At 43.4% G+C, this 24349-nt stretch carries 16 protein-coding genes, 1 tRNA gene and 1 pseudogene; 17 read left to right on the top strand and 1 reads right to left on the bottom strand.

Annotated elements, in window-relative coordinates; all coding sequences use genetic code 11:
* The first annotated feature begins 74 nt into the window (after nt 1–74).
* From DBR40_RS07460 to DBR40_RS07415, 11 genes are all read left to right on the top strand, one after another.
* Complete coding sequence (locus DBR40_RS07460) at nt 75–2717, top strand: glycoside hydrolase family 2 TIM barrel-domain containing protein (protein ID WP_124559125.1); 2643 nt, start codon at nt 75–77, stop codon at nt 2715–2717.
* Nucleotides 2718–2729: 12 nt separating this feature from the next.
* Entirely contained in the window at nt 2730–3905 is a 1176-nt protein-coding gene (locus DBR40_RS07455) for a DUF5009 domain-containing protein (protein WP_124559124.1), read from the top strand.
* Nucleotides 3906–3917: 12 nt separating this feature from the next.
* Nucleotides 3918–6377, top strand: a complete 2460-nt coding sequence (locus DBR40_RS07450; protein WP_124559123.1) for a glycoside hydrolase family 2 TIM barrel-domain containing protein — start codon at nt 3918–3920, stop codon at nt 6375–6377.
* Nucleotides 6378–6383: 6 nt separating this feature from the next.
* A complete protein-coding gene (locus DBR40_RS07445; protein WP_124559122.1) occupies nt 6384–7577 on the top strand; it encodes an alginate lyase family protein in 1194 nt (397 codons plus the stop codon).
* 7 nt (nt 7578–7584) lie between these two features.
* Nucleotides 7585–8751, top strand: coding sequence for a glycoside hydrolase family 88 protein (locus DBR40_RS07440; RefSeq protein ID WP_124559121.1), 1167 nt, complete (start codon nt 7585–7587; stop codon nt 8749–8751).
* 4 nt (nt 8752–8755) lie between these two features.
* Nucleotides 8756–9877 carry a glycoside hydrolase family 18 protein gene (locus DBR40_RS07435; protein ID WP_233603828.1) on the top strand — a complete coding sequence of 374 codons (1122 nt, stop codon included), beginning with the start codon at nt 8756–8758 and terminating at the stop codon, nt 9875–9877.
* Between the two features lie 54 nt (nt 9878–9931).
* Complete coding sequence (locus DBR40_RS07430; protein WP_124559120.1) at nt 9932–11398, top strand: glycoside hydrolase family 30 protein; 1467 nt, start codon at nt 9932–9934, stop codon at nt 11396–11398.
* 17 nt (nt 11399–11415) lie between these two features.
* On the top strand, nt 11416–12240 hold the full coding sequence (locus DBR40_RS07425; RefSeq protein ID WP_124559119.1) for an SDR family oxidoreductase: 825 nt from the start codon (nt 11416–11418) through the stop codon (nt 12238–12240).
* Nucleotides 12241–12305: 65 nt separating this feature from the next.
* On the top strand, nt 12306–13469 hold the full coding sequence (gene uxuA / locus DBR40_RS07420) for a mannonate dehydratase (protein ID WP_124559118.1): 1164 nt from the start codon (nt 12306–12308) through the stop codon (nt 13467–13469).
* Nucleotides 13470–13729: 260 nt separating this feature from the next.
* Nucleotides 13730–13876, top strand: coding sequence for a hypothetical protein (locus tag DBR40_RS26655; protein ID WP_158674004.1), 147 nt, complete (start codon nt 13730–13732; stop codon nt 13874–13876).
* Nucleotides 13877–14074: 198 nt separating this feature from the next.
* Nucleotides 14075–14148, top strand: a tRNA-Arg gene (locus DBR40_RS07415).
* Between the two features lie 719 nt (nt 14149–14867).
* On the opposite strand, the pseudogene DBR40_RS27255 reads toward DBR40_RS07415, so the two are convergent.
* Nucleotides 14868–15629: pseudogene (locus DBR40_RS27255) on the bottom strand (recombinase family protein); the annotation flags it as partial.
* 824 nt (nt 15630–16453) lie between these two features.
* Here DBR40_RS27255 and DBR40_RS07405 point away from each other — a divergent pair.
* The 6 genes from DBR40_RS07405 to DBR40_RS07380 all read left to right on the top strand — a co-directional run bounded on the left by DBR40_RS07405 (nt 16454) and on the right by DBR40_RS07380 (nt 24111).
* A complete protein-coding gene (locus DBR40_RS07405) occupies nt 16454–16879 on the top strand; it encodes a mobilization protein (protein WP_124559117.1) in 426 nt (141 codons plus the stop codon).
* Nucleotides 16846–18081 (top strand): relaxase/mobilization nuclease domain-containing protein, encoded by a 1236-nt coding sequence (locus tag DBR40_RS07400; protein WP_124559116.1) that lies wholly within the window; start codon nt 16846–16848, stop codon nt 18079–18081. The genes DBR40_RS07405 and DBR40_RS07400 overlap by 34 nt, the downstream gene beginning before the upstream one ends.
* Nucleotides 18078–20105, top strand: a complete 2028-nt coding sequence (gene mobC, locus DBR40_RS07395) for a conjugal transfer protein MobC (protein WP_124559115.1) — start codon at nt 18078–18080, stop codon at nt 20103–20105. Before DBR40_RS07400 ends, mobC begins: the two co-directional genes overlap by 4 nt.
* 182 nt (nt 20106–20287) lie before the next feature.
* Complete coding sequence (locus DBR40_RS07390; protein WP_158674003.1) at nt 20288–21166, top strand: RNA polymerase sigma factor RpoD/SigA; 879 nt, start codon at nt 20288–20290, stop codon at nt 21164–21166.
* A 397-nt stretch (nt 21167–21563) separates the two neighbouring features.
* Nucleotides 21564–22529 carry an NAD-dependent epimerase/dehydratase family protein gene (locus DBR40_RS07385; protein ID WP_124559113.1) on the top strand — a complete coding sequence of 322 codons (966 nt, stop codon included), beginning with the start codon at nt 21564–21566 and terminating at the stop codon, nt 22527–22529.
* Between the two features lie 382 nt (nt 22530–22911).
* On the top strand, nt 22912–24111 hold the full coding sequence (locus DBR40_RS07380; RefSeq protein ID WP_124559112.1) for a hypothetical protein: 1200 nt from the start codon (nt 22912–22914) through the stop codon (nt 24109–24111).
* Nucleotides 24112–24349 lie beyond the last annotated feature (238 nt).

Raw genomic sequence — 24349 nt, 5'->3', positions numbered from 1 at the left:
CTCGAAAGGACGGATGCTATTAAAACGATGGCAAGGTTAAGAGCCTATCAATTAAATTATTGAAAATTAAACAAATGTTAAAAGCGAAATCACTTTTATTACTTATTGCCCTTATAACTGGCTTCCAGTGCCTGGCGCAGGATACTGGCCGTAATATTATTAGCCTGAACGATCAATGGGAATTCCATAAAGAAAACGGACCGGCTGAAGCCATTACGCTTCCACATACCTGGAACGATAAAGATGTTTTAGACGATGCTCCCGGTTATTACCGTGGCGTAGGCACTTACAAACGCAAGTTAAAACTCGATGAAAGTGCAAAAAACAAAGCAGTGTATCTTGTTTTTAATGGTGTAGCGCAAGAAGTCGAAGTATTGGTTAACGGACAATCTGCAGCTAAACACATCGGTAGCTATACCCGTTTCATTGTGCCCATAAATAGGTTTTTAAACTATAAAGATGATGTGATTGAAGTTAGGGCGACTAACCGCTTCAACGAAGATATTCCACCATTAACTGCCGATTTTACCTTTTTCGGAGGTTTATACCGCAATGTTAACCTCTTAATTACCAATCCGGTTCATTTTTCACAAAAGGAAAATGGAAGTGCCGGGGTTTTTATTACCACGCCGCAGGTTTCGGCAGCTACAGCGAGTGTGCAGGTTAAAAGCTCTATCGATAACAGCTCAATTGCAGCCAAAAAAGTACAGGTCGAAACGGTTGTTTTTGATGCGAAAGGAAATGCCGTAGCCAATCAAACTACTGAGGTTAACATCAATAATGGTGGTAACATGATGGTCGTACAGCACATCAAGGCCATTCAAAAACCACAACTATGGTCGCCTGAAAACCCTTACCTATACCGCGTAATCACTAAAATTATCGATACCAAAACGAAAGCTGTTATCGATCAGGTATCCAATCCGCTGGGTTTTCGCTGGTTTAAATTCGATGCCGAGAAAGGATTTTTCTTAAACGATAAAGCAGTTAAAATTATTGGGGCCAGCCGCCACCAGGATTACGAAAACAGGGGCAATGCTACGCCAGATGCTTTGCAGATCAGGGATATAGAACTGCTTAAAGCCATGGGCGGTAACTTTTTGCGTGTAGCCCATTATCCGCAAGATCCACAGATTTTAGAAGCCTGCGATAGGTTGGGTATATTGGCCTCGGTTGAAATTCCTGTAGTAAATACCATTACCGAAAGCGAAGCTTTTACCCAGAACTGTTTGAACATGCAGACCGAAATGATTAAACAGAATTTTAATCACCCAAGCATTATCATTTGGGCTTATATGAATGAGATTCTGTTGCGTTTAAAATTCTCAAGTGATAAACCCCGCCAGCAGGTGTATTTCAATCATGTGCGTGTGCTGGCACAAAAACTGGATAGCCTAACCCGTAAACTCGACCCCTCGCGCCATACCATGTTGGTTAACCACGGGGCCTGGGACATTTACAATAAGGTTGGTCTGACCAAAATCCCGATGATAGTTGGCTGGAATCTGTATTCGGGCTGGTACTCTGGCGTTCCCGAAGATTTTGGTAAATTTTTAGATCGTCACCACAAAGAACTACCCAATACACCTTTTATGGTTACAGAATATGGGGCCGATGCCGATCCTCGGATTCGCTCATTTTCGCCCATCCGCTTCGATAAAAGTGTAGAATATGCAGTTAAGTTTAATCAGGTTTACCTCAATGCAATGCTAAGCCGTCCATTTGTAGCAGGTGGAATAGCCTGGAACCTGGCCGATTTCAATTCCGAAACCCGCGAGGAAACCATGCCGCACATCAATAATAAAGGATTGCTCACTATTGGTCGCGAGGCAAAAGATACCTATTTTCTCTACCAGGCCTATTTATCAGCTCAACCTTACCTTAAAATTACTTCCGCGCAATGGAAGGAGCGGACCGGTACAGCCGATTCAGCCAGCTTAACCACCAGTACGCAGTCTGTACAGGTAGCTACAAACCTTAAATCGGCCGAACTTTTTTTAAATGGCAAAAGCTTAGGCTTAAAAGCAGCAGTCGATCACATTATCGATTGGCAGGTGCCTTTTATTAACGGTATCAACCAATTGCGGGTTGTTTCTGCTGACCAGAGCGATGAGTCCGAAATATATTTCCAACTGCAACCTTTTAAATTTAATGCAGCCAATATTCCCTTTAAAAATATCAACGTGCTGCTAGGGGCCAAACGCTTTTACATCGATGAGAAGGAACATCAGCTTTGGATGCCCGATCAGCCTTATCGAGCCGGTGCATGGGGTTATGTAGGGGGCGAACCTTATAAAGGCACCAATAACCGCATTACTTATGGCAGCGACAAAAATATTTTAGGCAGCGATAACGACCCTGTTTACCAAACACAACAGGTAGGTATCAGGCAGTTTAAGTTCGATGTTCCTGACGGCGAATACGAAATAGCACTGCATTTTGCCGAACTGGTGGGCGGAGAAGCCAAAGAAGCCCTGGCCTATAACCTGGATAACAACCACAAAAAAGAAATAGAAGAGCAACGCATTTTCGGGGTTTCCATCAACGGCACACCTTTTATGCCAAAATTAAATCTGGCGCTCGATTTTGGTTACACCACTGCCGTAAAGAAAACCACCAGAATTACCGTACAAAATGGTAAGGGAATCTCGGTTGATTTCAGTGCCATTCAGGGTAAACCGGTTTTAAATGCCATACAGCTTAGAAAAATTTATTAATCGCTACATAAAATGAATCAGCTACCGCTCCGTATTTTATCGATCGACGTTTTAAGGGCCATCACCATGTTGCTGATGATCTTTGTAAACGATGTGGCCGGTGTATCGCATATCCCCGAATGGATAAAACATACTGATGCCAATGTAGATGGTATGGGTTTTTCTGACCTGATTTTTCCTGCCTTTCTGTTTATCGTTGGACTCTCGTTGCCTTTTGCTTTGGCAAACCGAAAGAAAAAGGGCGATAGTATCTGGCAACTGATTGGTTACATCGGATTAAGATCGCTCGCGCTAATTGTGATGGGGTTTTTCCATGTTAACTTAGAGAATTACGATCAGGCATCGGCTTTGTTGCCTTATCCGGTATATTCATTATTGATTACCTTAGCCTTTTTTCTCATCTGGTTAGATTATTCGGCTGATGTTTCAAAACCAAAAAAGTACACCTTTATAGCTTTAGGTATTGTTTTGCTGGCGGCTATGGCCTGGTTTTACAAAGGAGGTAATGCCGAAGAACCACAAGGCTTAAAGCCACATTGGTGGGGTATTTTGGGGATTATTGGCTGGGCCTACCTGGTTTCGGTCCTGGTGTTTTTATGGTGCGGCTCCAGCTTGCTGACTTTACTGTTCGCCTTCACCGTTTTTGCAGGTATTAATTTAACTACGCACTTGGGCCTGATACAGCCGCATATTCCAATCGTGGGCGATGCTTCTTCCATAACCTTAATGCTCGCCGGTGCTTTAGTATCGGCACTGTACAAGAGAACGACCAGCAAGGATAAACCATCCGATTTTTGGTTTTTAGCCGCATTTTATGGCCTGTTAGCCTTCTGTTTCGGCATGTTTATCAGACCTTACGCCGGTGGTATTTCTAAAATTTATGCCACACCGGCCTGGGTATTCGTATGTCTAGGTATCTCTATCCTCGTTTTTGAGCTGTTAATTTTTGTGGTAGATGTGAAAAGGAAGAAGGATTGGTTTAAATGGATTAAGCCCGCCGGAACCAGCACTTTAACCTGTTACCTCATTCCTTATGCCTTGTATGCAATGATGGGAATAATGCATTTCCATTATCCTCATTTCTTAAATGCTGGTGTTGGTGGCCTCATCAGGTCGGTTTTGATCTCCTTTTTGGTAATCGGTATCGTTGCATTTTTAGAAAAGAAAAAGTTGCGTTTAAAAGTTTAATTTTTAAAATAGATGTTAAAACAAATTAAGTATATAAGCCTGTTCATACTCTTGTTATCCAGTAACTTATTGTCTGCACAGCAATCGGTTAGGTTAAACAATAACTGGGAGTTTTTAAAGCAAGATTTAGGTGGTGTTTGGGAAGCTGTGCGCCCGGTGGGTGCGGGTAACCCTGAGTCGGTTCCCTTGTGGCAGAAAGTAAGCCTGCCACATTGTGTAAATGCTGAGGATGGAGTAGACCCAGATGTGAATTATTATCAGGGGCCTGCCTGGTACCGCACCAACCTAAAAATCGAAAACCCTTACCAAAACGGAAGGACCATATTGCATTTCGAAGGTGCCGGACAGAAAACCGAAGTATATGTGTATACCACAAAAGTAGCTGCGCATGTAGGGGGCTACGATGAATGGACGGTTGATATTACCGATGCAGTTGCGGCTTTCCAAAAAACAGCAGTTTACCAAAAGCAGTTTAAAGGTAAGGTGCCGGTTTCGGTACGGACCGATAATTCGAGAGATTTGGAAATGATTCCTTCCAATTTATCTGACTTTAACGTTTACGGCGGCATTTACCGCTACCTTAATCTGGTTTACATGCCCTCCTTATCGGTTGATAAAATGTTTGCCAAAGCCGAGGTTGATGCACAGGGCAAATTGGGTAAACTGAGTGTTAAAGCGAGGTTTTATAATACTGCTCATGCAGGAGGCGCAAGTATAAAATTTAGATTGGTTGCCCCGAATGGAAAAAATGTAACTGAAACCTATAAAAAGCTCGAAATTTCGAATGATCTAAGACTTTGGGATATAGAAATTAAAAAACCTGTTTTATGGAATACCGATAAACCCGCACAATATACCCTGCAATACGAAGTCATTTCAACTACCGGAAATTACAAGGGAGAAGAGAAAATCGGATTCCGCAATATCGAATTTGTAGAAAAAGGCCCCTTTAAGTTAAATGGGCAACGGTTGCTGTTACGCGGTACCCACCGTCACGAAGATCATGCTGGTGTAGCTGCAGCTATGACAGAAGGCATGATCCGTCAGGAAATGCAAATGATGAAAGATATGGGCGTTAATTTTATTCGCCTGGGGCATTACCAGCAGTCGCGCATTGTTTTAAACCTCTGCGATAGTTTGGGCATCATGGTTTGGGAAGAAATTCCCTGGTGCCGTGGTGGCTTGGGCGGCGAAATTTACCAGCAACAAGCCAAAAGAATGCTCACCAATATGGTAGAGCAGCATTACAACCATCCGGCCATAATTATCTGGGGCATGGGTAACGAAAACGATTGGCCCGGCGATTTCCCCGAGTTTGACAAAGAAAAAATCAGGACTTTTATGAAAGAATTGAATGATTTATCGCACAAACTGGATAAATCGCGTTATACCGCCATTCGCCGTTGCGATTTTTGCAGCGACATTGTAGATGTGTATTCGCCTTCTATCTGGGCGGGCTGGTATCGTGGTGCCTATACCGATTATAAAAAAGCTTCGGAAGATGAATTTGCCAAAGTTAAGCGCTTTTTACACGTAGAATGGGGCGGCGATAGCCATGCATTACGCCATTCGGAAAACCCCGATAAAGCTTTAAGTAAAATTAAAACAGGTGGTGCAACCGATGAAAGGGCAGGCGATGCCTCGTTGTACGGTGGTGCAGCCCGTATTTCTAAAGATGGCGACTGGAGCGAATCGTACATCACCAATTTAATTGACTGGCATTTAAAAGAGCAGGAAAATATGCCCTGGTTAAGTGGTACTGCTTACTGGCCTTTTAAAGATTTTTCTACCCCAGTTCGTCCCGATAATCCGGTGCCTTACATGAACCAGAAAGGGGTGGTAGAACGCGATTTTACCAAAAAAGAAGCTTACTATGTTTTTCAATCTTATTGGACAAGTCAACCCATGGCGCACATTTATGGGCATAGCTGGCCGGTACGATGGGGCGATGCAGGCGAAGAAAAAATGGTAAAAGTGTATTCGAACTGCACCGAAGCCGAAATTTTTCTGAATGGCAAAAGCTTTGGAAGCAAAAAACGGAACAGTCAGGATTACCCTGCAGCCGGTCTGCGCTGGAACCTGCCATTTGTAAAAGGCGAGAACACCGTTAAAGTGATTGCTAAAAAAGGAAAGGAAACGGTAACTGACGAAATTAAGTTTAACTACCAAACCGAAAAGTGGACAAAGCCTGCTCTGCTCGAACTGAAAAAAATCGATCAGCAGGGCGATACCGCTACGGTAGAAGTGAAGCTTTTAGATAGCGGGAACATACTTTGTTTAGATGCCATAAACTGGATTAGTTTTGGTTTAACCGGAGATGGTAAATTGATTGACAATCAGGGAACTTCATCGGGCTCGCGTAAGGTGCAGGCCTACAACGGCAGGGCCATCATTAAGGTAAAGTTAAACAAAGGACAAAGCGTTGTTTCTGTTGCAGCTGAAGGTTTAAAAACAGTATTCACTACATTATAATTTACCATGAAAAGAATTATTTCCACTGTATTGCTGGCGGTTTGTTGCCTGGTGGTAACAGCCGCTAATCCGGCTGCTTGGCCAGTCTCACCAAAGGCCGGTAATTTAGAAAAAGAAGCTACGGTTTTACTCAGGAAGCAGATTCTGGCCGAAGCAGCCTGGGCGATGAAACAAGCGCCGGTCACCATTACCGACGCTTCATCGCCGCGAAGTGCGGGTGGTAAGCACGATTTTTTCTCCGAAGCCGATTATTTCTGGCCCGATCCGAAAAACCCGGATGGACCATATGTTAACCGCGATGGAATGACCAATCCCGATAATTTTGTAGCACACCGTAAGGCCATGATTCGCTTTAGCAAGGTAATTGGTGCCCTGGCCTCGGCCTATAAAATTACCGGCGACGAAAAGTACGTACAACAGGCTGTTAAACATTTTCAGGCCTGGTTTATCAATTCAGCCACGCTGATGAATCCAAACCTGCTATTTGCACAAGCGGTAAAAGGCAAATTTACCGGCCGTAACTACGGCATTATCGATACCATTCATTTAATGGAAGTGGCGCAGGGTGCCCTCGTAATGGAAAAGGCCAAAGCATTTGATAAAGAAACCGCAAAGGGAGTGAAAAAATGGTTTAGCGCGTATACGTTGTGGCTAAACACCAGTAAGCCCGGTATTCAGGAGAAAACAGTAAAAAATAACCATGCCACTTGCTGGGCCATGCAGGTAGCCTCATTCGCAAAGCTATGCGGTGATGAAAATATGCTCGATTCGTTGCGCAACAGCTACAAAACCATACTATTGCCAAACCAAATGGGAAACGATGGTAGCTTTCCACTCGAAACCGTCCGTACCAAACCTTATGGTTATTCTATCTTTAACCTCGATGCCATGACCATGCTTTGTCAGATCTTATCAACTCCGAAAGATAATCTCTGGGATTTTGAAACTGCAGATGGTAAATCCATTAAGAAAGGGATCGCTTATTTATATCCGTTTATTGCCGATAAAAGCAAATGGACGCTAACACCTGATGTAATGTATTGGGAGAACTGGCCTGTAGCACAGCCCTTTCTATTATTTGGCGCAGTACAGTACAAACAGGCAAACTGGTATGCAGCCTGGGCAAAATTAGACCACCAACCTCAAGTAGAAGAAGTAATTAGAAATTTACCTATCCGTAACCCTTTAATCTGGTTATAATATGAACATGAAAATAACACTAACGGCATTAAGTATGCTGCTTGTCACCGCAGTAAAGGCACAAAAAACTGATGTGAAAAAAGCATTTGCAGCGGCAGCAAAACAAACCGATGTACTGGTTAAAAACGTAGATTCGGTACGAAAAATAAGGCCCAATCTGGTTTCGCCGCGTACGGTAGAAAATGGTCAGTTTAAAATGGTGATTTCAAAAGACTGGACCAGTGGCTTCTTTCCGGCAGAGTTATGGTATTTTTACCAGTACACCAATGATAAGAAATGGCTCGATCTGGCCCGAAAATATACAGCAGACATTAAAAAAGAACAGTTTAATACAAGTACGCACGATTTGGGTTTCATGGTGTATTGCCCCTTTGGCAATGGCTACCGTTTAACCAACGATACCGCTTACCGTTCAGTAATTATCCAGGCGGCAAAATCGCTTGCTACCCGCTTTAATGTTAAATCAGGGGTGTTAAAGTCATGGGATCATAGCGGCAGTAAATGGAAATTTCCGGTAATTATCGATAACATGATGAACCTGGAACTGCTGTTCGAAACCACCAGGTTAACAGGCGATTCGTCTTTCTATAAAATTGCGGTTTCGCATGCCAATACTACGATCAAAAATCATTTCCGTCCCGATTTTAGCTCTTATCATGTGATCGATTACGATACCTTAACCGGTAATGTACGCCAAAAGGTAACTGCACAAGGCTATGCAAACGAATCGGCATGGGCCCGCGGACAGGCCTGGGCGTTGTACGGCTATACCATGTGCTACCGCGAAACTAAAAATAAGGCATATTTGGCTCAGGCTGATGGTGTTGCAGGATTTATCTTAAACAGTAAAATTACCCCGGCTGATGGTATTCCTTACTGGGATTACAACGATCCTAAAATTCCGGAGGTATCCAGAGATGCTTCTGCTGCTGCCATTACGGCTTCGGCGCTTTACGAACTGGCCAAATACAGTAACAGTGGTAAAAAATACAAAGCTGCTGCCGATAAAATTTTATACTCCTTAAGTACAAAATACACCAGTAAGATTGGCGATAACTATGGCTTTATTTTAGAGCACAGCACAGGCCACCGTCCGGCCAAATCAGAAATAGATGTGCCGATTAATTACGCCGATTATTATTACCTGGAAGCTTTATTAAGAAGTAAAAACTAAAAAGATGAGAACCTTAGAGCTATTCGTTTTTGCAATTGCGGTAACAGGCATATTATTGGCCATGCGTATCGATCGTGCACCTAAAAATAAGGTAGTTATTGGTTACGTGGGTGGTTATAAGGGTCTGGTTAATATCAGTAAAATATCGGCTGAGAAGCTCACGCACATTAATTATGCTTTTGTTGATGTAAAAAATAACCGCGCTTACTTGCACCGCGAAGCAACCGATACCACCAATCTGCAACAACTTAACCTGCTTAAACGTAAAAATCCGGCGCTTAAAATCCTGATTTCGATTGGAGGCTGGGCCTGGAGTGAAAATTTTTCGGATGCTGCCCTTAGCGATACTTCGCGCAAGGCTTTTGCGGCCAGTGCAGTTAAAATTATCGAAAAATATAAACTGGACGGGGTAGATGTTGATTGGGAATATCCGGCTATTGCAGGCGAAGAAGGTAATGTTTTCAGACCGGAAGACAAACAGAATTTTACCTTATTGCTTAAAGAGTTGCGTTTGGAGCTGGATACCTTAGAAAAACAGGAACATACCAAAAAGCTTTTAACCATAGCTGTTGGTGGCTTTACCAATTTCATCAACCATACCGAAATGGATAAAGCACAGCAGTATCTTGATTTTGTGAACCTGATGACCTACGATTTTTACCACGGTCAACTGGCTGGTCACCACACCAATCTCTATAACTCTAAAACCCATCCGGCCGATAATTATGCTGATAAAACCTTTCGCGAATTTGTAGCAGCAGGTGTTCCGCCAGCAAAGCTGGTGATGGGTGTGGCATTTTACAGCCGGGCATTTACGCTTAAAAACAGCGCTACAAAAGGTTTAGGTGATAGTGTGTTAAGTAGCAGATATGGAAAGGGTTATACTTTTATAAAAGATAGCCTTGTTAACCAAAAAGGTTTTACCAAATATTATGATAAAGAGGCCAAAGCGCCTTATATCTATAATGCAGCAACGCAAGAATACATGACTTTTGATGATGAGCAATCGGTTAAAGAGAAGTGTGCCTATGTGTTGAAAAATGGCATGGGTGGTGTAATGTTCTGGGAGTACGATTCAGACCTGAATGGCTATTTGCTAAACCAAATCAATAAAAGTTTAAAATAAAAAGAGGATTTAGAGCTATTTGGTATAACCTAAAATCACTAAATAACGATGAAGATGAAACAAAATTTAAGCATCCTGTTAATTTTGGCCACTGCATTTAATGTTGCAGCCCAAAACAAAAAAACAGTTAAACCGGCTGCCGTTTACAGTGTTGCAAATAAAAAGGTAACGGTTTACACCACTGCCGAAAAATCTGAATACAGGATCAGTAAAACTGAAACTTTAAGTTTTACCACCAATAAGCAACCCTTTGAAACAGAGCCTTGTATTTTTGTCGATCCAACGGTGAAATATCAGTCACTGGTAGGCATTGGTGGTGCCTTAACCGATGCATCAGCCGAAACATTTGCCAAACTTTCAAAAAAGAATCAGCAGGAATTACTCACCGCCTATTATAGCCTGGAGAAAGGGATTGGCTATACTTTGGCGCGTACCAATATTGCCAGCTGCGATTTTTCGAGCGGAAGTTATACCTACGTGCAGGATAATGATAAAGAGCTAAAAACCTTTAGTGTGGCGCACGATCAGGATTATAAAATCCCTTTGATTAAACAGGCTATCGCCGCCTCAGGTGGTAAACTGCCTTTGTTTGTAAGTCCATGGTCGCCACCAGCTTGGATGAAAGACAATAATAGCTTAATTCAGGGCGGGCATTTACTGCCGGCTTACTGCCAAAGCTGGGCCAATCATTATGTAAAGTTTATTAAAACCTACGAGTCAATGGGTATTCCAATTTGGGGTTTAAGCGTACAAAACGAGCCTATGGCCAAACAACGCTGGGAGTCGTGTGTGTTTACTGCCGAAGAAGAACGCGATTTTATCAGGAACTTTTTAGGTCCAACGCTTCAAAAATCGGGTTTGGCCTCAAAAAAACTTATTGCCTGGGATCATAACCGCGATCAGATTTTTCAACGTGCCAGCACCATTTTAAACGATAAAGATGCGGCTAAATATGTGTGGGGTATTGGCTTTCACTGGTACGAAACCTGGACAGGCAGCGGCATGCAGTTTGGCAATGTAAAACAAACCCATGAAGCCTATCCCGATAAAGCCTTGATTTTTACCGAGGGCTGCAAAGAAAAATACGATGTAAACAAATTAGACGACTGGATGTTGGGCGAACGTTACGGTTACTCCATGATTAACGATTTTAATGCCGGAACAGCCGCCTGGACGGATTGGAATATTCTCTTAGACGAAAAGGGAGGGCCAAATCATGTGGGCAACTTCTGTTTTGCTCCTGTACATGCCGATACCAAAAATGATAAATTGATTTACACAAATGCCTACTATTATATGGGACATTTTTCTAAATTTATCCGCCCGGGAGCTAAACGAATTGGATCGGCATCAAGCCGCGATAAACTGCAAACCACTGCTTTCTTAAATACCGATGGAAAGCTGGTTGTAGTGGTTATGAATCAAACGGACGACAAATTAAAATACAGTTTATGGATTAAAGGCGAGGCTGCAACCACAACAAGTCTGCCGCACTCCATAATCACATTGGTAGTAGAATAAACTAAAAAACTAAACAAATGATGAAAGTAGTGGAAAGCCCCTTTTCCCTAAAAAACAAGGTTGTAGTCGTTACAGGTGCCACAGGTGTTTTAGGAGAGGCTTTTGTTAATGGATTGAACAATGCTGGTGCAAGCATTGTGGTGCTGGGCAGAAACGAAGAAATGGCCAAACTCAGGGCCGAAGAAGTAGTTAAGGCTGGCGGAAAGGCAATTTATATCATTGCCGATGTATTGAATGAGCAGGATTTGGCATCAGCCAATACCCGGATTATCGAAACTTATGGCCGTATAGATGGCCTGGTAAATGCAGCTGGTGGCAATGTAGCCGAGGCTGTTATTCAGCCGGGCAGCGATGTTTTCGATCTGAATGTTACCGCTTTAAAACAAGCTTTCGATTTAAATTTGTTTGGCACCATTCTGCCAACCCAGGTTTTTGGTAAAGAAATTGCCAAAAACGGAGGGAGCATTGTTAATATTTCTTCGGTATCGGCCAACCAGGCACTTACCCGTGTTTTGGGCTATTCGCTGGCTAAATCATCAATAGAAAGTTATACCAAATGGATGGCTGTAGAACTGGCCAACCGCTACGAAGATAAAATCAGGATGAATGCCATTGTACCCGGCTTTTTTATCACCCACCAAAACAGGGCTTTATTAACCAATCCCGATGGATCGTTAACAGCAAGAGGGCAGGCCATTATTGCTAAAACACCTTTTAAGCGATTTGGTGCCCCCGAAGAACTCATTGGCGCGCTGGTATATTTGCTTAGCGATGCTTCGAAATTTGTTAACGGCGAAAATATTAAGGTAGACGGTGGTTTCAGTGCGTTTTCAGGTGTATAAAACCAGCGCAATCCCCATCAGTGTAATCCCTCAATCAGTGTAATTATTTAGTGTAATCATATATAATGAAAAAATTAGAACAAACCTGGCGTTGGTACGGACCAAACGATCCGGTTAGCTTACAGGATGTTAAACAGGCAGGTGCAACAGGTATAGTATCTGCGTTACATCACATTGCCCACGGAGAAGTATGGCCGTTGGAAGATATTAAAGCAAGAAAAGCCATTATTGAAGCGGCTGGCCTAACCTGGTCGGTAGTAGAAAGTGTACCCGTACACGAAGCCATTAAAACCCGCAGGGCAGATGCAGCGCAGTACATCGAAAATTATAAAACCTCATTACGCAATTTATCAGCCTGCGGAATTAAAACCGTATGCTATAACTTTATGCCGGTACTCGATTGGACCCGCACACAGTTAGATCTCGAAATGACCGATGGATCTAAAGCCTTGTATTTTAACTGGATCGACCTCGCTATCTTCGACCTTTATATTTTAAAGCGCGAAGGTGCAGAAACCGATTATTCAGCATCGATTTTAAAAAAGGCTGAGGATAGATATGCTACACTAAATGAGCAGGAATTAGTTGATCTGCGCATCAATGTGTTAATGGGCATCCCGAACGAAAAGGAAATCGAACTCGAAACCTTACGCGATAGCATTAACGAATATAAAGCGATTGGAACACAGGGATTAAAAGAAAATTTAAAGTTTTTCTTATCGTCAATTGCTGAGGTATGTACCGAAGAAGGGATTAAAATGACGATCCATCCCGATGATCCGCCGTACCCGATTCTAGGTTTACCACGCATTGCCAGCACTTTAGCCGATTTTAATTACATTATAAAAGAAGTCGATCAGCCTTTTAACGGGGTTTGTTTCTGTACAGGTTCCTTAGGTGCCGGTGTGGAAAATAATGCCCTCGAAATCTTTAATGCAGTTAAAGAACGTGTTTATTTTGCGCATTTACGTAACGTTACCAAAGATGAAGATGGTAGTTTCTACGAAGCCGATCATTTAGGGGGCGATGTAAACATGTACGAAATTATGAAAGCCCTGACGGCAGAAAATGCTACACGCGAGAAGGTTATTCCCTTCCGTCCCGATCATGGGCACCAGATGCTTGATGATTTAGCGAAGGTTACCAATCCCGGTTATTCTGCCATAGGCAGGTTAAGAGGGCTGGCAGAGCTGAGAGGTTTGGAAATAGGAGTAACAGGTAATTATTAATCAGCATAAAATAAAACAAATGCGCACAGAGTTAATGGTGCGCATTTTTTGTTCTAATACAGTTGTTGCTTGTTATCCTGAGCGGAGTTGAAGGACTCTTGCCAAACAGTAGTACTAAAACAAACTCAGCAAGACTGTTTAGTGTTATGGCCTGAAATTTGACTAACTTTGACTATGGAAAATAGCAACCCCCCCTTAAAACCATCTTAAAGCCCTCAGTCATTCACGATGATCTACCAGAGGTTAAAAAGCCTGAGCATTTGCGTAAGGTGCCTTTAGCACACGATAATGGCTTACCCGAAAACCCTGAAAGGAATTACCACCATGATGATGCGGGTAGTTCATCGTATAGCCACGACGAATTGAGACAGGCTGATGACGATATCTGGAACGGGGAAGATGCTTAAAAAGTTTTTTTTGCCGAAATAATTGTATAAAAATACTGTTTAAGGTAGGTGTATGATATTTTTTAAGCGCTGAAGCTAAATTTAATTGCTTCTCTCTTAAATACTTATTTGAAAACTGAAAACCGCCTTCTAAATAGTTTAAAATATATTTTTACTTATTCAATAGAACTTCTATATTTGCAGCTCATTAAAAAATGAGCCTCGGTAGCTCAGTTGGATAGAGCAACGGTTTTCTAAACCGTGGGTCAGGGGTTCGAATCCCTTCCGGGGTACTTAAAGGCAATTTTGCCAAAAAATCTAAGGGTTGTTCAATTTCGAGCAGCCCTTTTTTGTTGATATCCAGTAGGTTATCTTCAAACGCTGGGTTGATATAGGGTGTTCTAAATTTACCGTCAAAGTAATATAGTTCATCTTTGAACACCCCCCTTACAATGGTGTGCTTTTGGAATATGTTGCCTTTGTCATAAATATTGAAAAGATTTTTGAGCTCAGGTAAAATGTTGGTTAAAGTATCATCATTTTTCTGCGAACTTGATTTTGGATTGAGTTTGGCCTCTAGTTCTGATTTTTCCGTTTTAAGTTTTTTAAACCAGGTCTGGTATGTCGATGCTTCAATCTGGTTACTTAAAAAACGCCCCTCCAGGTCTTCAATCTTATTGTTTAACTGTTTTAGTTCAGCAGAAAGCCTTGTTATTTTATCTTTTTTTGTTTGTAACGGCTCGGTTAGCATGGCTTGGATACCTGATTTGAGAACCGCCAGCTGATCTGTATCAAAATTTAGAGATGCTATTAGCTTATTAAACTGATCATGGAGGGGTTCGCCGGGCAAATTCACATTGGTGTGTTCAAGGCATCGATAATAAAGGTAATAGCGTCGTTTTCCCTTTGACCAGCCGGCAGTCATACTTTTGCCGCACCAACATTTCAGTATGCCCCGTAAAGGAAATTCCTCATCGGTGCGTATTTTAGTTTTTCGTTTATTGGCTAGCATCCTCTGTGCCATCCAATATTCACTTTCCGAAATAATCGGATCATGCTTTCCCGTAACAAACTTTTCCGGTAAATCCTTAAATGCGGGAATCCTGATCAGGCCGGCATAGGTGCAATTGTTGAGGATTTTGTGAATCGCACTGTTGCCAGTTAATTTAAATCCCATCGATTTTACGCTTTTGTAAATAATGTATGGGGCTACACCTAGCAAATAGTCCTGGAAAATCCGCTTAATCATCGGCGATTTCTGCGGATCGACCTCTATCAGATTCTTTTTCGATGCGTCTGGGATGTTCCTGTAACCTATCGGAGCTCTGCCCAAATAACGTCCTTGCTCCCTGGCATTTCTTATTCCCTGCCTTGTCCTTCCGCGTATGGTGAAGAGCTCTTTGTTTGCAATCATGTAATCAAACGCACGCTTCATGAATACATCAGGGTCTGAAGTGTCCAGATCGATCCGCTCATTGGTGGATAAAACCTTTACCCCGAAATTTTTCTCGAGTTCAGCTATCTTCATAAGTGCTTCCGGTAGGTTTCTGCTAAACCTATCGTGATCCAGGACGATCAAATAGTCACACTCGCCTTTAAACTTTTTGAGAAATCGCTCCAATGCAAGATAATCTGGTCTGTCGAAAGTGTAGCTGGACTCTCCGTTGTCCTTAAAGAGTTCAACCAGATCTAGTCTGTTTCTTTCGCAATAATAACGAATGGTAGATTCCTGATATTCCAAAGATTTGGACTGGTCTTTAGAACTTAATCTCATATAGCCAATGGCCTTCATAGTTCCTCCCTTATGGTGATTTCAACAATAATCTGTACTAATAAAGATAGCAAAATTTGCTCATTTTTGCTAAAATTTCTCGGTGCTTTTTCGAATATTTTCTTCATTTCAGCGGGTATGACTGATGTTTGTTGATGATCTGTGTCACAGCATGCATTTAGTGATTTTGATCTGGTCTTGCTCTTTTTTTTGTTTTGCATAACGACCTTTTTTATAAAAATCTTCTATTGGGCAATAAGTGCCAGGTAATAGTAGGGTAGTAACCCATTTTTTTCTTAGGATAATTACGGGTCATTGCAAAAGTAGCCTGCGCTGACGACCTCAAATAAGAGTGGCCATCCCTTGTTTTATTTTTATTTAGAGATTTGGCCTGGGGAAATCTGACTTCATAAGCGGCATCGACCATACATTAATTTGGGGTAATTACCCGAGGTTACCTATCCTTTAATTCTGGTTATGTCATCTTTACTACTGTGTAGTTTAAATAGGTCTAAATACGTAAAAAGAGTGAAAGTATTATGGGACAAGGAAAAATGACAATAACGGAGGCTCATCAATGTTACCAGCCTAAAGGTAAGCAAAAGTGGAATAAGAATGCGATGCGGCTTAGGATCCGAAAGCTATTGAATTCCTTCACGAAGCTTGTAAAAAGACAATAACAAACATATAACACTGATTTCAATGGATGGATTCTGCCCACGTGTGTGCGCAGCAAGATGTACGTTTGTAGACAAACGAATCTTGCCATCCTTACGGCTGGGGAACCGCGGCGGGACTTGCGGTTCCAAAATCATTCATATTTAAAGATGGCGGGTAAGAAAAGAGAAGACAGGACCAAGCTGCTGAGTCACGTGTTACGCATTAGGATAGATCAGCAGACCTACGAAAAACTCCACAGACTGGTGGATATCAGCGATTGTCGGAGCCCCTGTGCTGCTGCGAGAAAAATCATCACTGGTGGCAGGATCAATGTGTTTCATCATGACAATTCAATGGGGCCATTTATGGAGGAACTATCCAGGATCAGGAAAGAAATCCGTGCGATCGGAATCAATATCAATCAACAGACCCACTATTTTCATCAGGTGCAAAGCAGTAGTGAAAAATGGTTCTATGTGAACCGTACACTTGAGGAACATAAAAAAACGGATCAAAAAATTGAGCTGTTATTACAGATTGTGGGTGAACTCGCTAAAAAATGGTTGTCAAAATCAGAACCGGAAAAAAGATAGCAGGCGTGGTGTATTACAACGAGGATAAGGTGCTGGAAGGAAAGACCGTATTGCTTGCAGCCAACTGTTTTGCCGCGGATCCGCAGGAGCTGACCGTTCAAATGAAGATCAACCGTTTTCAGCACCTCACTAAGCTTAATGAAAGGGCAAAGACCAATGCGCTGCACATTAGCCTCAATTTTCATAAAAAGGACTGTTTGAACGAAGAAAAGATGATTCAGATCGCTCATCAATACATGGAGGGTATTGGGTTTGGCCAACAACCTTATCTCATTTATGCTCATCAAGATGCCCATCACCCACATCTGCATATTGCAACGACCAATATCCAAGCTGACGGATCTAGGATCAGCTTGCACGATATTGGCAAAAACGTATCGGAACCCTTAAGAAAGGAGCTGGAACAAAGGTATGGCCTTATCGTTGCAGAAGGGCGGGAGCCAGCGCATCAAATTGAAAAACCATCACTGAAACAGTTGGAGTATGGTGAAAAAGCCCTCAAAAAATCACTGTCAAACCTGACCAGAGCAGTAAGAGCGCAATATATCTACTCCGGTTTAAACGAATTCAATGCGATTTTAAAAAGGTATAACGCAATTGCTATACCTGGAACAACCGGGTCAAGAATGGAGGCAAACAGGGGCCTGCTTTATGCTGTACTGGATAATAATGGCAAACCAGTAGGCGTACCGATAAAAGCGAGTGCCCTGAACGGAAAACCCATCTTAAGGAATCTGGAGCAGGATTTCCTTCAAAAAGCCACATTAAAAACCAAACTGAAGCCAGGCATCAGACATAAACTGGATATGCTACTGGCGGGAGGTGTTAAGTCCATGGCAGATTTCCAGCATAGACTTTCTAAAACAAATATTGACCTGATCCTAAGTCGTACAGCAGAGGGAAGGGTTTTTGGCATGACCTATATCGACCATGATAGTAAAGCGGTAATGAAAGGCAGTGAACTGGGCAAAGCCTACAGCGCACTAGGAATCGCTTCGAGACTGCAACCCAGTGGGATGCCAAGTCAAAAAATGACTACGACATTGGAAACGATAAATCAACAGAACCATGAATCTGCATTAGAGCAAACCGGACTTGATATCAGTGCTTTATACCAAACCGACTACGCTCAGCCGGTTAGCCCGCTACTGAAACGCAAAAAGAAGAAGAAACGTTTTATGGGAAGGGAAGCGCAACGATGAATACTGGTGAAGATACCACGGGCCTGCGCAAGATCATGGATCTTACGCGCTGGATCAGCCTATTCGTCCTGGGAATACATTTTTACCTTTGTTGTTATGGCTTTTTCAGACACCTGGGGTTTCATGCCGATCTCAGCGACAGGATCTTGAAAGGTATTGCAAAAACAGCTTTATTTCGCAGCATCTATTATCCCAAAATCGCCAGCCTGCTCTTCCTGCTGATATCCCTGCTTGGAGTAAAGGGCGGCAAAAATGAGCATATCAGGCTCCGGCCACTGATTGTGCAGTTTTTGATGGGGATCGTTCTGTTCTTTGCCAGTGTTATCCTATTGTACCTGGAGGCTAACCTGGTTATGAAATCGGTTTTTTATATGGTCGTGGCACTTACCGGATACCTGTTTATGATGGCCAGTGGCGCAAAACTTTCCCGGATTGTGAAGGAAAGTCTTCAGGGAGATATTTTTAACCGGGACAACGAAACCTTTCCGCAGGAAGAACGGCTGCTGGAGAACGAATTTTCCGTCAACCTTCCGGCCCAATACCGCCATAAAGGGGAATTGAAGCGTAGCTGGATCAATCTGGTCAATATGTTCCGCGGTCTGCTGGTGGTTGGAACGCCCGGTGCCGGAAAGAGTTATTTTGTGATCCGGCACATTATCGCCCAGCACATTAAAAAAGGCTTTAGCATGTTCATCTACGATTTCAAGTACGATGACCTCAGCCGTATTGCCTGGAATATGCTAAGGAAATTTGCCGCAAATTATGCGGTCAGGCCAAAGTTTTTTGTGATCAATTTCGATGATCCCCTTCACCGTTGTAATCCGCTGGATCCGGAGGGGATGGAAGATATAACGGATGCTACAGAGGCCAGCCGTACAATCATGCTCGGACTGAACCGGGACTGGATCAAAAAGCAGGGGGATTTTTTTGTGGAGAGTCCGATCAATTTTTTAACCGCGATGATCTGGTACCTGAGAAAATATATGGATGGCGTCTATTGCACTTTGCCTCATGTGATCGAGTTGATGCAAGCGGATTACGACCAGCTTTTTACTTTACTGGAAAAACAGGAAGAAATCAAGGTGCTCATCAATCCCTTCATCACCGCCTGGAAAAACGATGCCCTGCCACAGCTGGAGGGACAGATAGCTTCGGCCAAAATCGGCCTTGCGCGGCTTTCCAGCCCACAACTGTACTATGTGCTGAGCGGGAACGATTTTACGCTGGACCTCAACAACCCCAAAGCGCCCAAAATCATCTGTGTGGGCAATAACCCGCAGAAGATCCAAATCTATGGCGCAGTGCTTTCCCTGTATGTGTCCAGGATGATTAAACTGGTCAATCAGAAAAACAAACTTAAAAGCAGCCTCATCTTTGATGAATTCCCTACCATTTATTTCAACAATATGGATAGCCTGATTGCCACGGCAAGGAGCAACAAAGTGGCCACGACACTTGCTATACAGGATTTCAGCCAATTAAGGAAAGATTATGGGCAGGAGCAGGCCGATGTGATTACCGGCATTGTGGGCAACATCATCAGTGGACAGGTAACCGGCGACACGGCAAAGAAGCTCAGTGAAACCTTTGGCAAGATCATGCAGGACCGACAGAGCAAGAGCGTCAACAGTTCGGATGTGTCAATCAGTAAGTCCACGCAGCTCGAAATGGCCATCCCGGCCTCCAAAATTGCCTCACTGTCTTCCGGGGAATTTGTCGGTATGGTGGCCGATAATCCGCAGGAAAAAATTGCCCTAAAAATGTTTCACTGCGAGATCCTGAACGATCATGCAAAAATAGCCGAAGAAGAGGCTGGCTTTGAGGATATCCCAAATGTTGCCAGGGTCAGTGAAGCCGATATTCGGATCAACTATGAGCGGATCAAGGCAGAAGTAGCGAAGATCATTGCTACTGAAGGTATCATTAACGGATCAGAAGATACACCCGTTAAAAAGAAGAAAAAGAAGAAGGGCAATGCAAAGGGAAAGCCCTCCCAAGACATATCCCAGCGCCTATCTACCTGAATATCTGACCACATTTTGATCTGCCAGGTATGTTACAGGGATCCCCATACAGAATATCATTTTATTGCCATGGAGGTTTACAGCCAGATTTACTTTTCTATGTGCTTTACTATTGGGCTTGAACAGAACTTTTCAACTTTACAGCGACCAAACAGCTGCCTGTAAGGGCAATGATAACATCTATGAGCAAAAAACCGGGCATGAAGTTCCTGCGCATCGAAATTTCCTATACTACCCGTGAATACCATTCACTCAATCTGTATTTCAATGACCTGGCCAGGATCGGATTGCTTGATGAGGAAGAAGAGGCACTGCTCTGTAAACGGATCCGGGAGGGAGATGAGTCTGCGATAGACCGCCTGGTTAAGGGAAACCTGCGCTTTGTCATATCCTGTGCAAAGAAGTATGAGCGCATGGGCCTTCCTATTGGAGATCTGATCAATGAGGGAAATCTGGGATTGATCGCTGCGGCGAGAAAATTTGATGTCACACTGGGATTTAAGTTTATCTCCTATGCGGTGTACTGGATCCGTCAGTCTATGATGTTAGCGCTAGGAGAACATGCCAGGATGGTGAGGTTGCCGATGAACCAGGTACGCAATATTACCGTTGCCCATCAACTGATGGGAGAGCTCGAGCAGAAACTTGAAAGGTCAGCGACGATTGAAGAGCTTGCAAAAGGCATGGGTGTACCCGTGCATCAGTTGAGCGAACAGTTGCTCGCCGACCGGATCCCGCTTTCAATCTATCAGCCCCAGGGAGATGAGGATGGTGGACGGGAAGTTGGCGACAGCATAGCGGATGAACTCCTGCCGCCTTCGGATTACCTTACCGAACTTTCAGATCAGCGAAATCTCACCGAACTCCTGCTTTCGGGTTTAAATCACAAAGAACGTACAGTTATTGAGGGACTTTATGGTATTGGCCAGCCTATGTACTGCAGCCACGAGGTGATGGCCGGAAGAGTAAACCTGACTACCGAAAGGATCAAGCAGATTGAAAAGTCGGCCATCCATAAACTTAAGGTTATTGCCTTGGAAAGGGGACTTTCCGGTGTTTGAGGAAACCACTCAGGTGGCATTTAGTTTGTTGCAGGTCATTGTCCCTGCCATCGCCTGGACGCTTTTGCTGTATCGTAAAGGACCTTTTTTCTGGCGCGAGATGTCCTTTTCTATAACGCCTTCGTCCTTGCTGTCTGCCTTGAAAGGTGTATGGTGCCGGATGGCAGCTGGTTTGCAGATTCTGCAACTTAAATTGATCTATATGTTTTTAAGATCGGTTTACCCCTTCAGGAAATTCAAATATTAACCACTATACCATGAACAACGATCTGATCATACATTTAAGCTTAATCCTGCTACTGATTGTCTGTGGAGGGCTGATAATGCGTAACAGTCAACCCTTTAACAGGCCGCTAAAAGACAATAAGGATAAGAGCACCCACTATAGCATGAAAAAATGAAAAAGACAAAGATACTTGTAATCGGTGCCTGCGGACAGATCGGAATAGAACTTACCCAGGCTCTGCGGACAAAATATGGGCGTGATCAGGTTTTGGCAACCGACATCCGGGATAAAGGCCATGCCGGGAGCGACAGTTATCCTTACGCAAAGCTGGACGTGATGAACAAAGCGCAGCTGTTGATGCTCTGTCGAGAGGAAATGGTCACCGAAGTTTATTTATTGGCTGCTATACTTTCCGCAAATGGCGAGCAGGATCCGGCAAAGGCCTGGCAGCTGAATATGGACGGGCTGCTCAATGTGCTGGATGTGGCGGTCAAATGCAATATGGAAAAAGTATTCTGGCCCAGCAGTATTGCCGTTTTCGGCCCTGATGCGCCAAAACGGGATGCCCCACAGGCCAATGCGAGTATTCCCTCAACGGTATATGGGATCAGTAAGGCCGCAGGAGAATATTGGTGCCAGTATTACCATGAGAAATTTGGACTGGACGTGCGGAGTTTGCGTTATCCCGGACTGATCAGCTACCAGTCCCCTCCAGGGGGCGGGACGACAGATTATGCGGTTGATATTTTTCATCAGGCGCTCTCGCTTGGCGATTACCTGTGTTTTTTAAAGCCGGATACCTGCCTGCCAATGATGTACATGCCAGATGCGATCAGGGCTACATTGGAACTGATGGAAGCTCCTGCTAAGGATATCTCGATCAGGACAGCTTATAATATTTCGGCTATGAGCTTTACGCCCGAGCAGATTGCCTCGGAAATCGGGCTGCATCTAGAAGGGTTCCGTATGGGCTACGTACCTGATTTCAGACAAAAGATCGCTGATAGCTGGCCGGATTCGATCTATGACCTGCACGCCAGGGAAGATTGGGGATGGAAAGCGCAATTTGGATTGAAGGAAATGGTTGTGGATATGCTCGGAAATCTAAGCAGGAAGAATTTACTTGCTACCAGTTAATATGGTTTGCTTTTTGTTGCCCGGTTTTTTGCTGGGAAGGTGGGGATTTTATTACGCTTGAAAAGATCAGCTTTAAACCGGCACTGGAGATATTATAGTCATCATGAGAATTTTGTTACCTTTGTGCCGCCCCTGATGGGGCACACTTTTTATCAAATTAGCCTGCTCAGGATTGAGGGGCTTTTTTTGTTTTATGGTTTTGTGATCACTTGTGCTTGGTAATATGATATTACGATTTCGGGGTCGTTTGTCTTGCTATTTGTTAAATTCGTTCCCTATATTTTGCATGGCTCGCACCTGGTTCAAGTAAGCATGAAGTGTATTTTAATCCATTTCACTGCTCATCCCATCATAATCTAACTGGATTGATTAACTTACCCTCATGAAACACTTTGATAGCGAAAAAGAAATGCAGCAGTGGCTCAGCAGCCGTTTTGCAAAAGGGGAGGCACTTGCCGATATGATCAGCAATTATGAGGATTTCAAGGAGCAAGACTTTTCCAGTGCGGTTAAAGATGCCGGGCAAAGGAAGATCTGTAACAGCTTTCAATATTGCCTGAAGTCTTTTGAGAACAACGATGTGGTTTCTGAAAACATCGATATATCCATGAATGCAAAGGATGTATTAAAGCCTGATTTCATTGTTTATGCGCCTGAAACGCAGAGCATATTGATTATTGAACTAAAGAATATCAAGGGCCCCACACGGCAGGCAGGTACAGAGATCAGTGCCTATGCAGCCGAGATCAGGACCTACCTGCCTTATTTAGCTGAAGGGGATATTGTCAATGTCATCATATCAAATGACTGGCCAACCTTATTGAAACATTATATCTATAACGAAATCGTTTGGCTCAATAAGTGGCTGATCTGTTTGGAGCCTGAGATGGCGTCCGATGGAATAGGGTTAAAGATTATTGATCCCTTACAGATTTGTGACCCGGCATTTAAGCCCAGGATCTGGGCAAAGCAGCTTGGCGGATATCAGCTGTGTTTATATGACGATGAGTTGTACCGTGGTGGGGACTATTTTCGGATGGGGGAATTTCAGGATTCCATGTTTGCTGCCCTGCACGCGATGTCCGCAAAAGGAAATGCTTTAAAGGCCCATGGTTTTGCTTTCCTATGGAGGCACTGCCATGAAGTTGGGCTGGCCCCCTATAACATTACCATCATGAATTTTGCCTCGTTCCAGACACCTGAGCTCGTTTTCAGGGATAGAAAAGTGAGCGCTACAGAAATGGGGAAAAGGATCAGAAGGATCATCCGTGATCATGCGCCTGAAGGGCATAGTGAGACGCTCGATACTATTACCACCTACGGCGAAACCTTCCTAAAAGATTTTTGTAGCCCCATGCCTGAAGGATTTGAAAGCTGGGATTATTTGAGACCTAAGATATTCGAAGGAACAGATGCCATTGCCTTTGTCGGCTGGGGCCTGTTTCAGGATCTGTTTTTTGAGCGCATGGCGACGGAACCCGTCCATCCTGAAAGCGGACATCGCTACAGCGCAACATGCCCTTTGTTCGCCATAGAGATGTTGGATCAGCTAATCTATGATGATTATCAGTATGTGAAATGACAGGAGGGGGGGTGGGTCATAAGCCAGCCTTATTGTGAAAGTAGATCAATAGATTTTATAGGGGTAATAGGTCAAGACGTGACAAAAACAAGGCCGGAAAACCGGCCCTGTCAATCATTAACTAAACTAAAAAATGGAGACCTTCTACAATCCACCATATCCCACGCCTTGCTAAAGGGCATATTTCATTCGTGGATAGCAAATATCGGCGATGAGGGTGTTAATAAAACGTGCGGAT

The sequence above is a fragment of the Pedobacter sp. KBW01 genome (assembly GCF_003852395.1).
GTDB lineage: Bacteria > Bacteroidota > Bacteroidia > Sphingobacteriales > Sphingobacteriaceae > Pedobacter.
This window is presented reverse-complemented; position numbering and strand designations above follow the sequence as displayed.

Excerpts from the sequence above, each read along its gene's own strand:
- DBR40_RS07460 (WP_124559125.1), top strand. The coding sequence starts at position 75 with ATGTTAAAAGCGAAATCACTTTTATTACTTATTGCCCTTATAACTGGC.
- DBR40_RS07455 (WP_124559124.1), top strand. The coding sequence starts at position 2,730 with ATGAATCAGCTACCGCTCCGTATTTTATCGATCGACGTTTTAAGGGCC.
- DBR40_RS07450 (WP_124559123.1), top strand. The coding sequence starts at position 3,918 with ATGTTAAAACAAATTAAGTATATAAGCCTGTTCATACTCTTGTTATCC.
- DBR40_RS07445 (WP_124559122.1), top strand. The coding sequence starts at position 6,384 with ATGAAAAGAATTATTTCCACTGTATTGCTGGCGGTTTGTTGCCTGGTG.
- DBR40_RS07440 (WP_124559121.1), top strand. The coding sequence starts at position 7,585 with ATGAAAATAACACTAACGGCATTAAGTATGCTGCTTGTCACCGCAGTA.
- DBR40_RS07435 (WP_233603828.1), top strand. The coding sequence starts at position 8,756 with ATGAGAACCTTAGAGCTATTCGTTTTTGCAATTGCGGTAACAGGCATA.
- DBR40_RS07430 (WP_124559120.1), top strand. The coding sequence starts at position 9,932 with ATGAAACAAAATTTAAGCATCCTGTTAATTTTGGCCACTGCATTTAAT.
- DBR40_RS07425 (WP_124559119.1), top strand. The coding sequence starts at position 11,416 with ATGATGAAAGTAGTGGAAAGCCCCTTTTCCCTAAAAAACAAGGTTGTA.
- uxuA (WP_124559118.1), top strand. The coding sequence starts at position 12,306 with ATGAAAAAATTAGAACAAACCTGGCGTTGGTACGGACCAAACGATCCG.
- DBR40_RS07405 (WP_124559117.1), top strand. The coding sequence starts at position 16,454 with ATGGCGGGTAAGAAAAGAGAAGACAGGACCAAGCTGCTGAGTCACGTG.
- DBR40_RS07400 (WP_124559116.1), top strand. The coding sequence starts at position 16,846 with ATGGTTGTCAAAATCAGAACCGGAAAAAAGATAGCAGGCGTGGTGTAT.
- mobC (WP_124559115.1), top strand. The coding sequence starts at position 18,078 with ATGAATACTGGTGAAGATACCACGGGCCTGCGCAAGATCATGGATCTT.
- DBR40_RS07390 (WP_158674003.1), top strand. The coding sequence starts at position 20,288 with ATGAGCAAAAAACCGGGCATGAAGTTCCTGCGCATCGAAATTTCCTAT.
- DBR40_RS07385 (WP_124559113.1), top strand. The coding sequence starts at position 21,564 with ATGAAAAAGACAAAGATACTTGTAATCGGTGCCTGCGGACAGATCGGA.
- DBR40_RS07380 (WP_124559112.1), top strand. The coding sequence starts at position 22,912 with ATGAAACACTTTGATAGCGAAAAAGAAATGCAGCAGTGGCTCAGCAGC.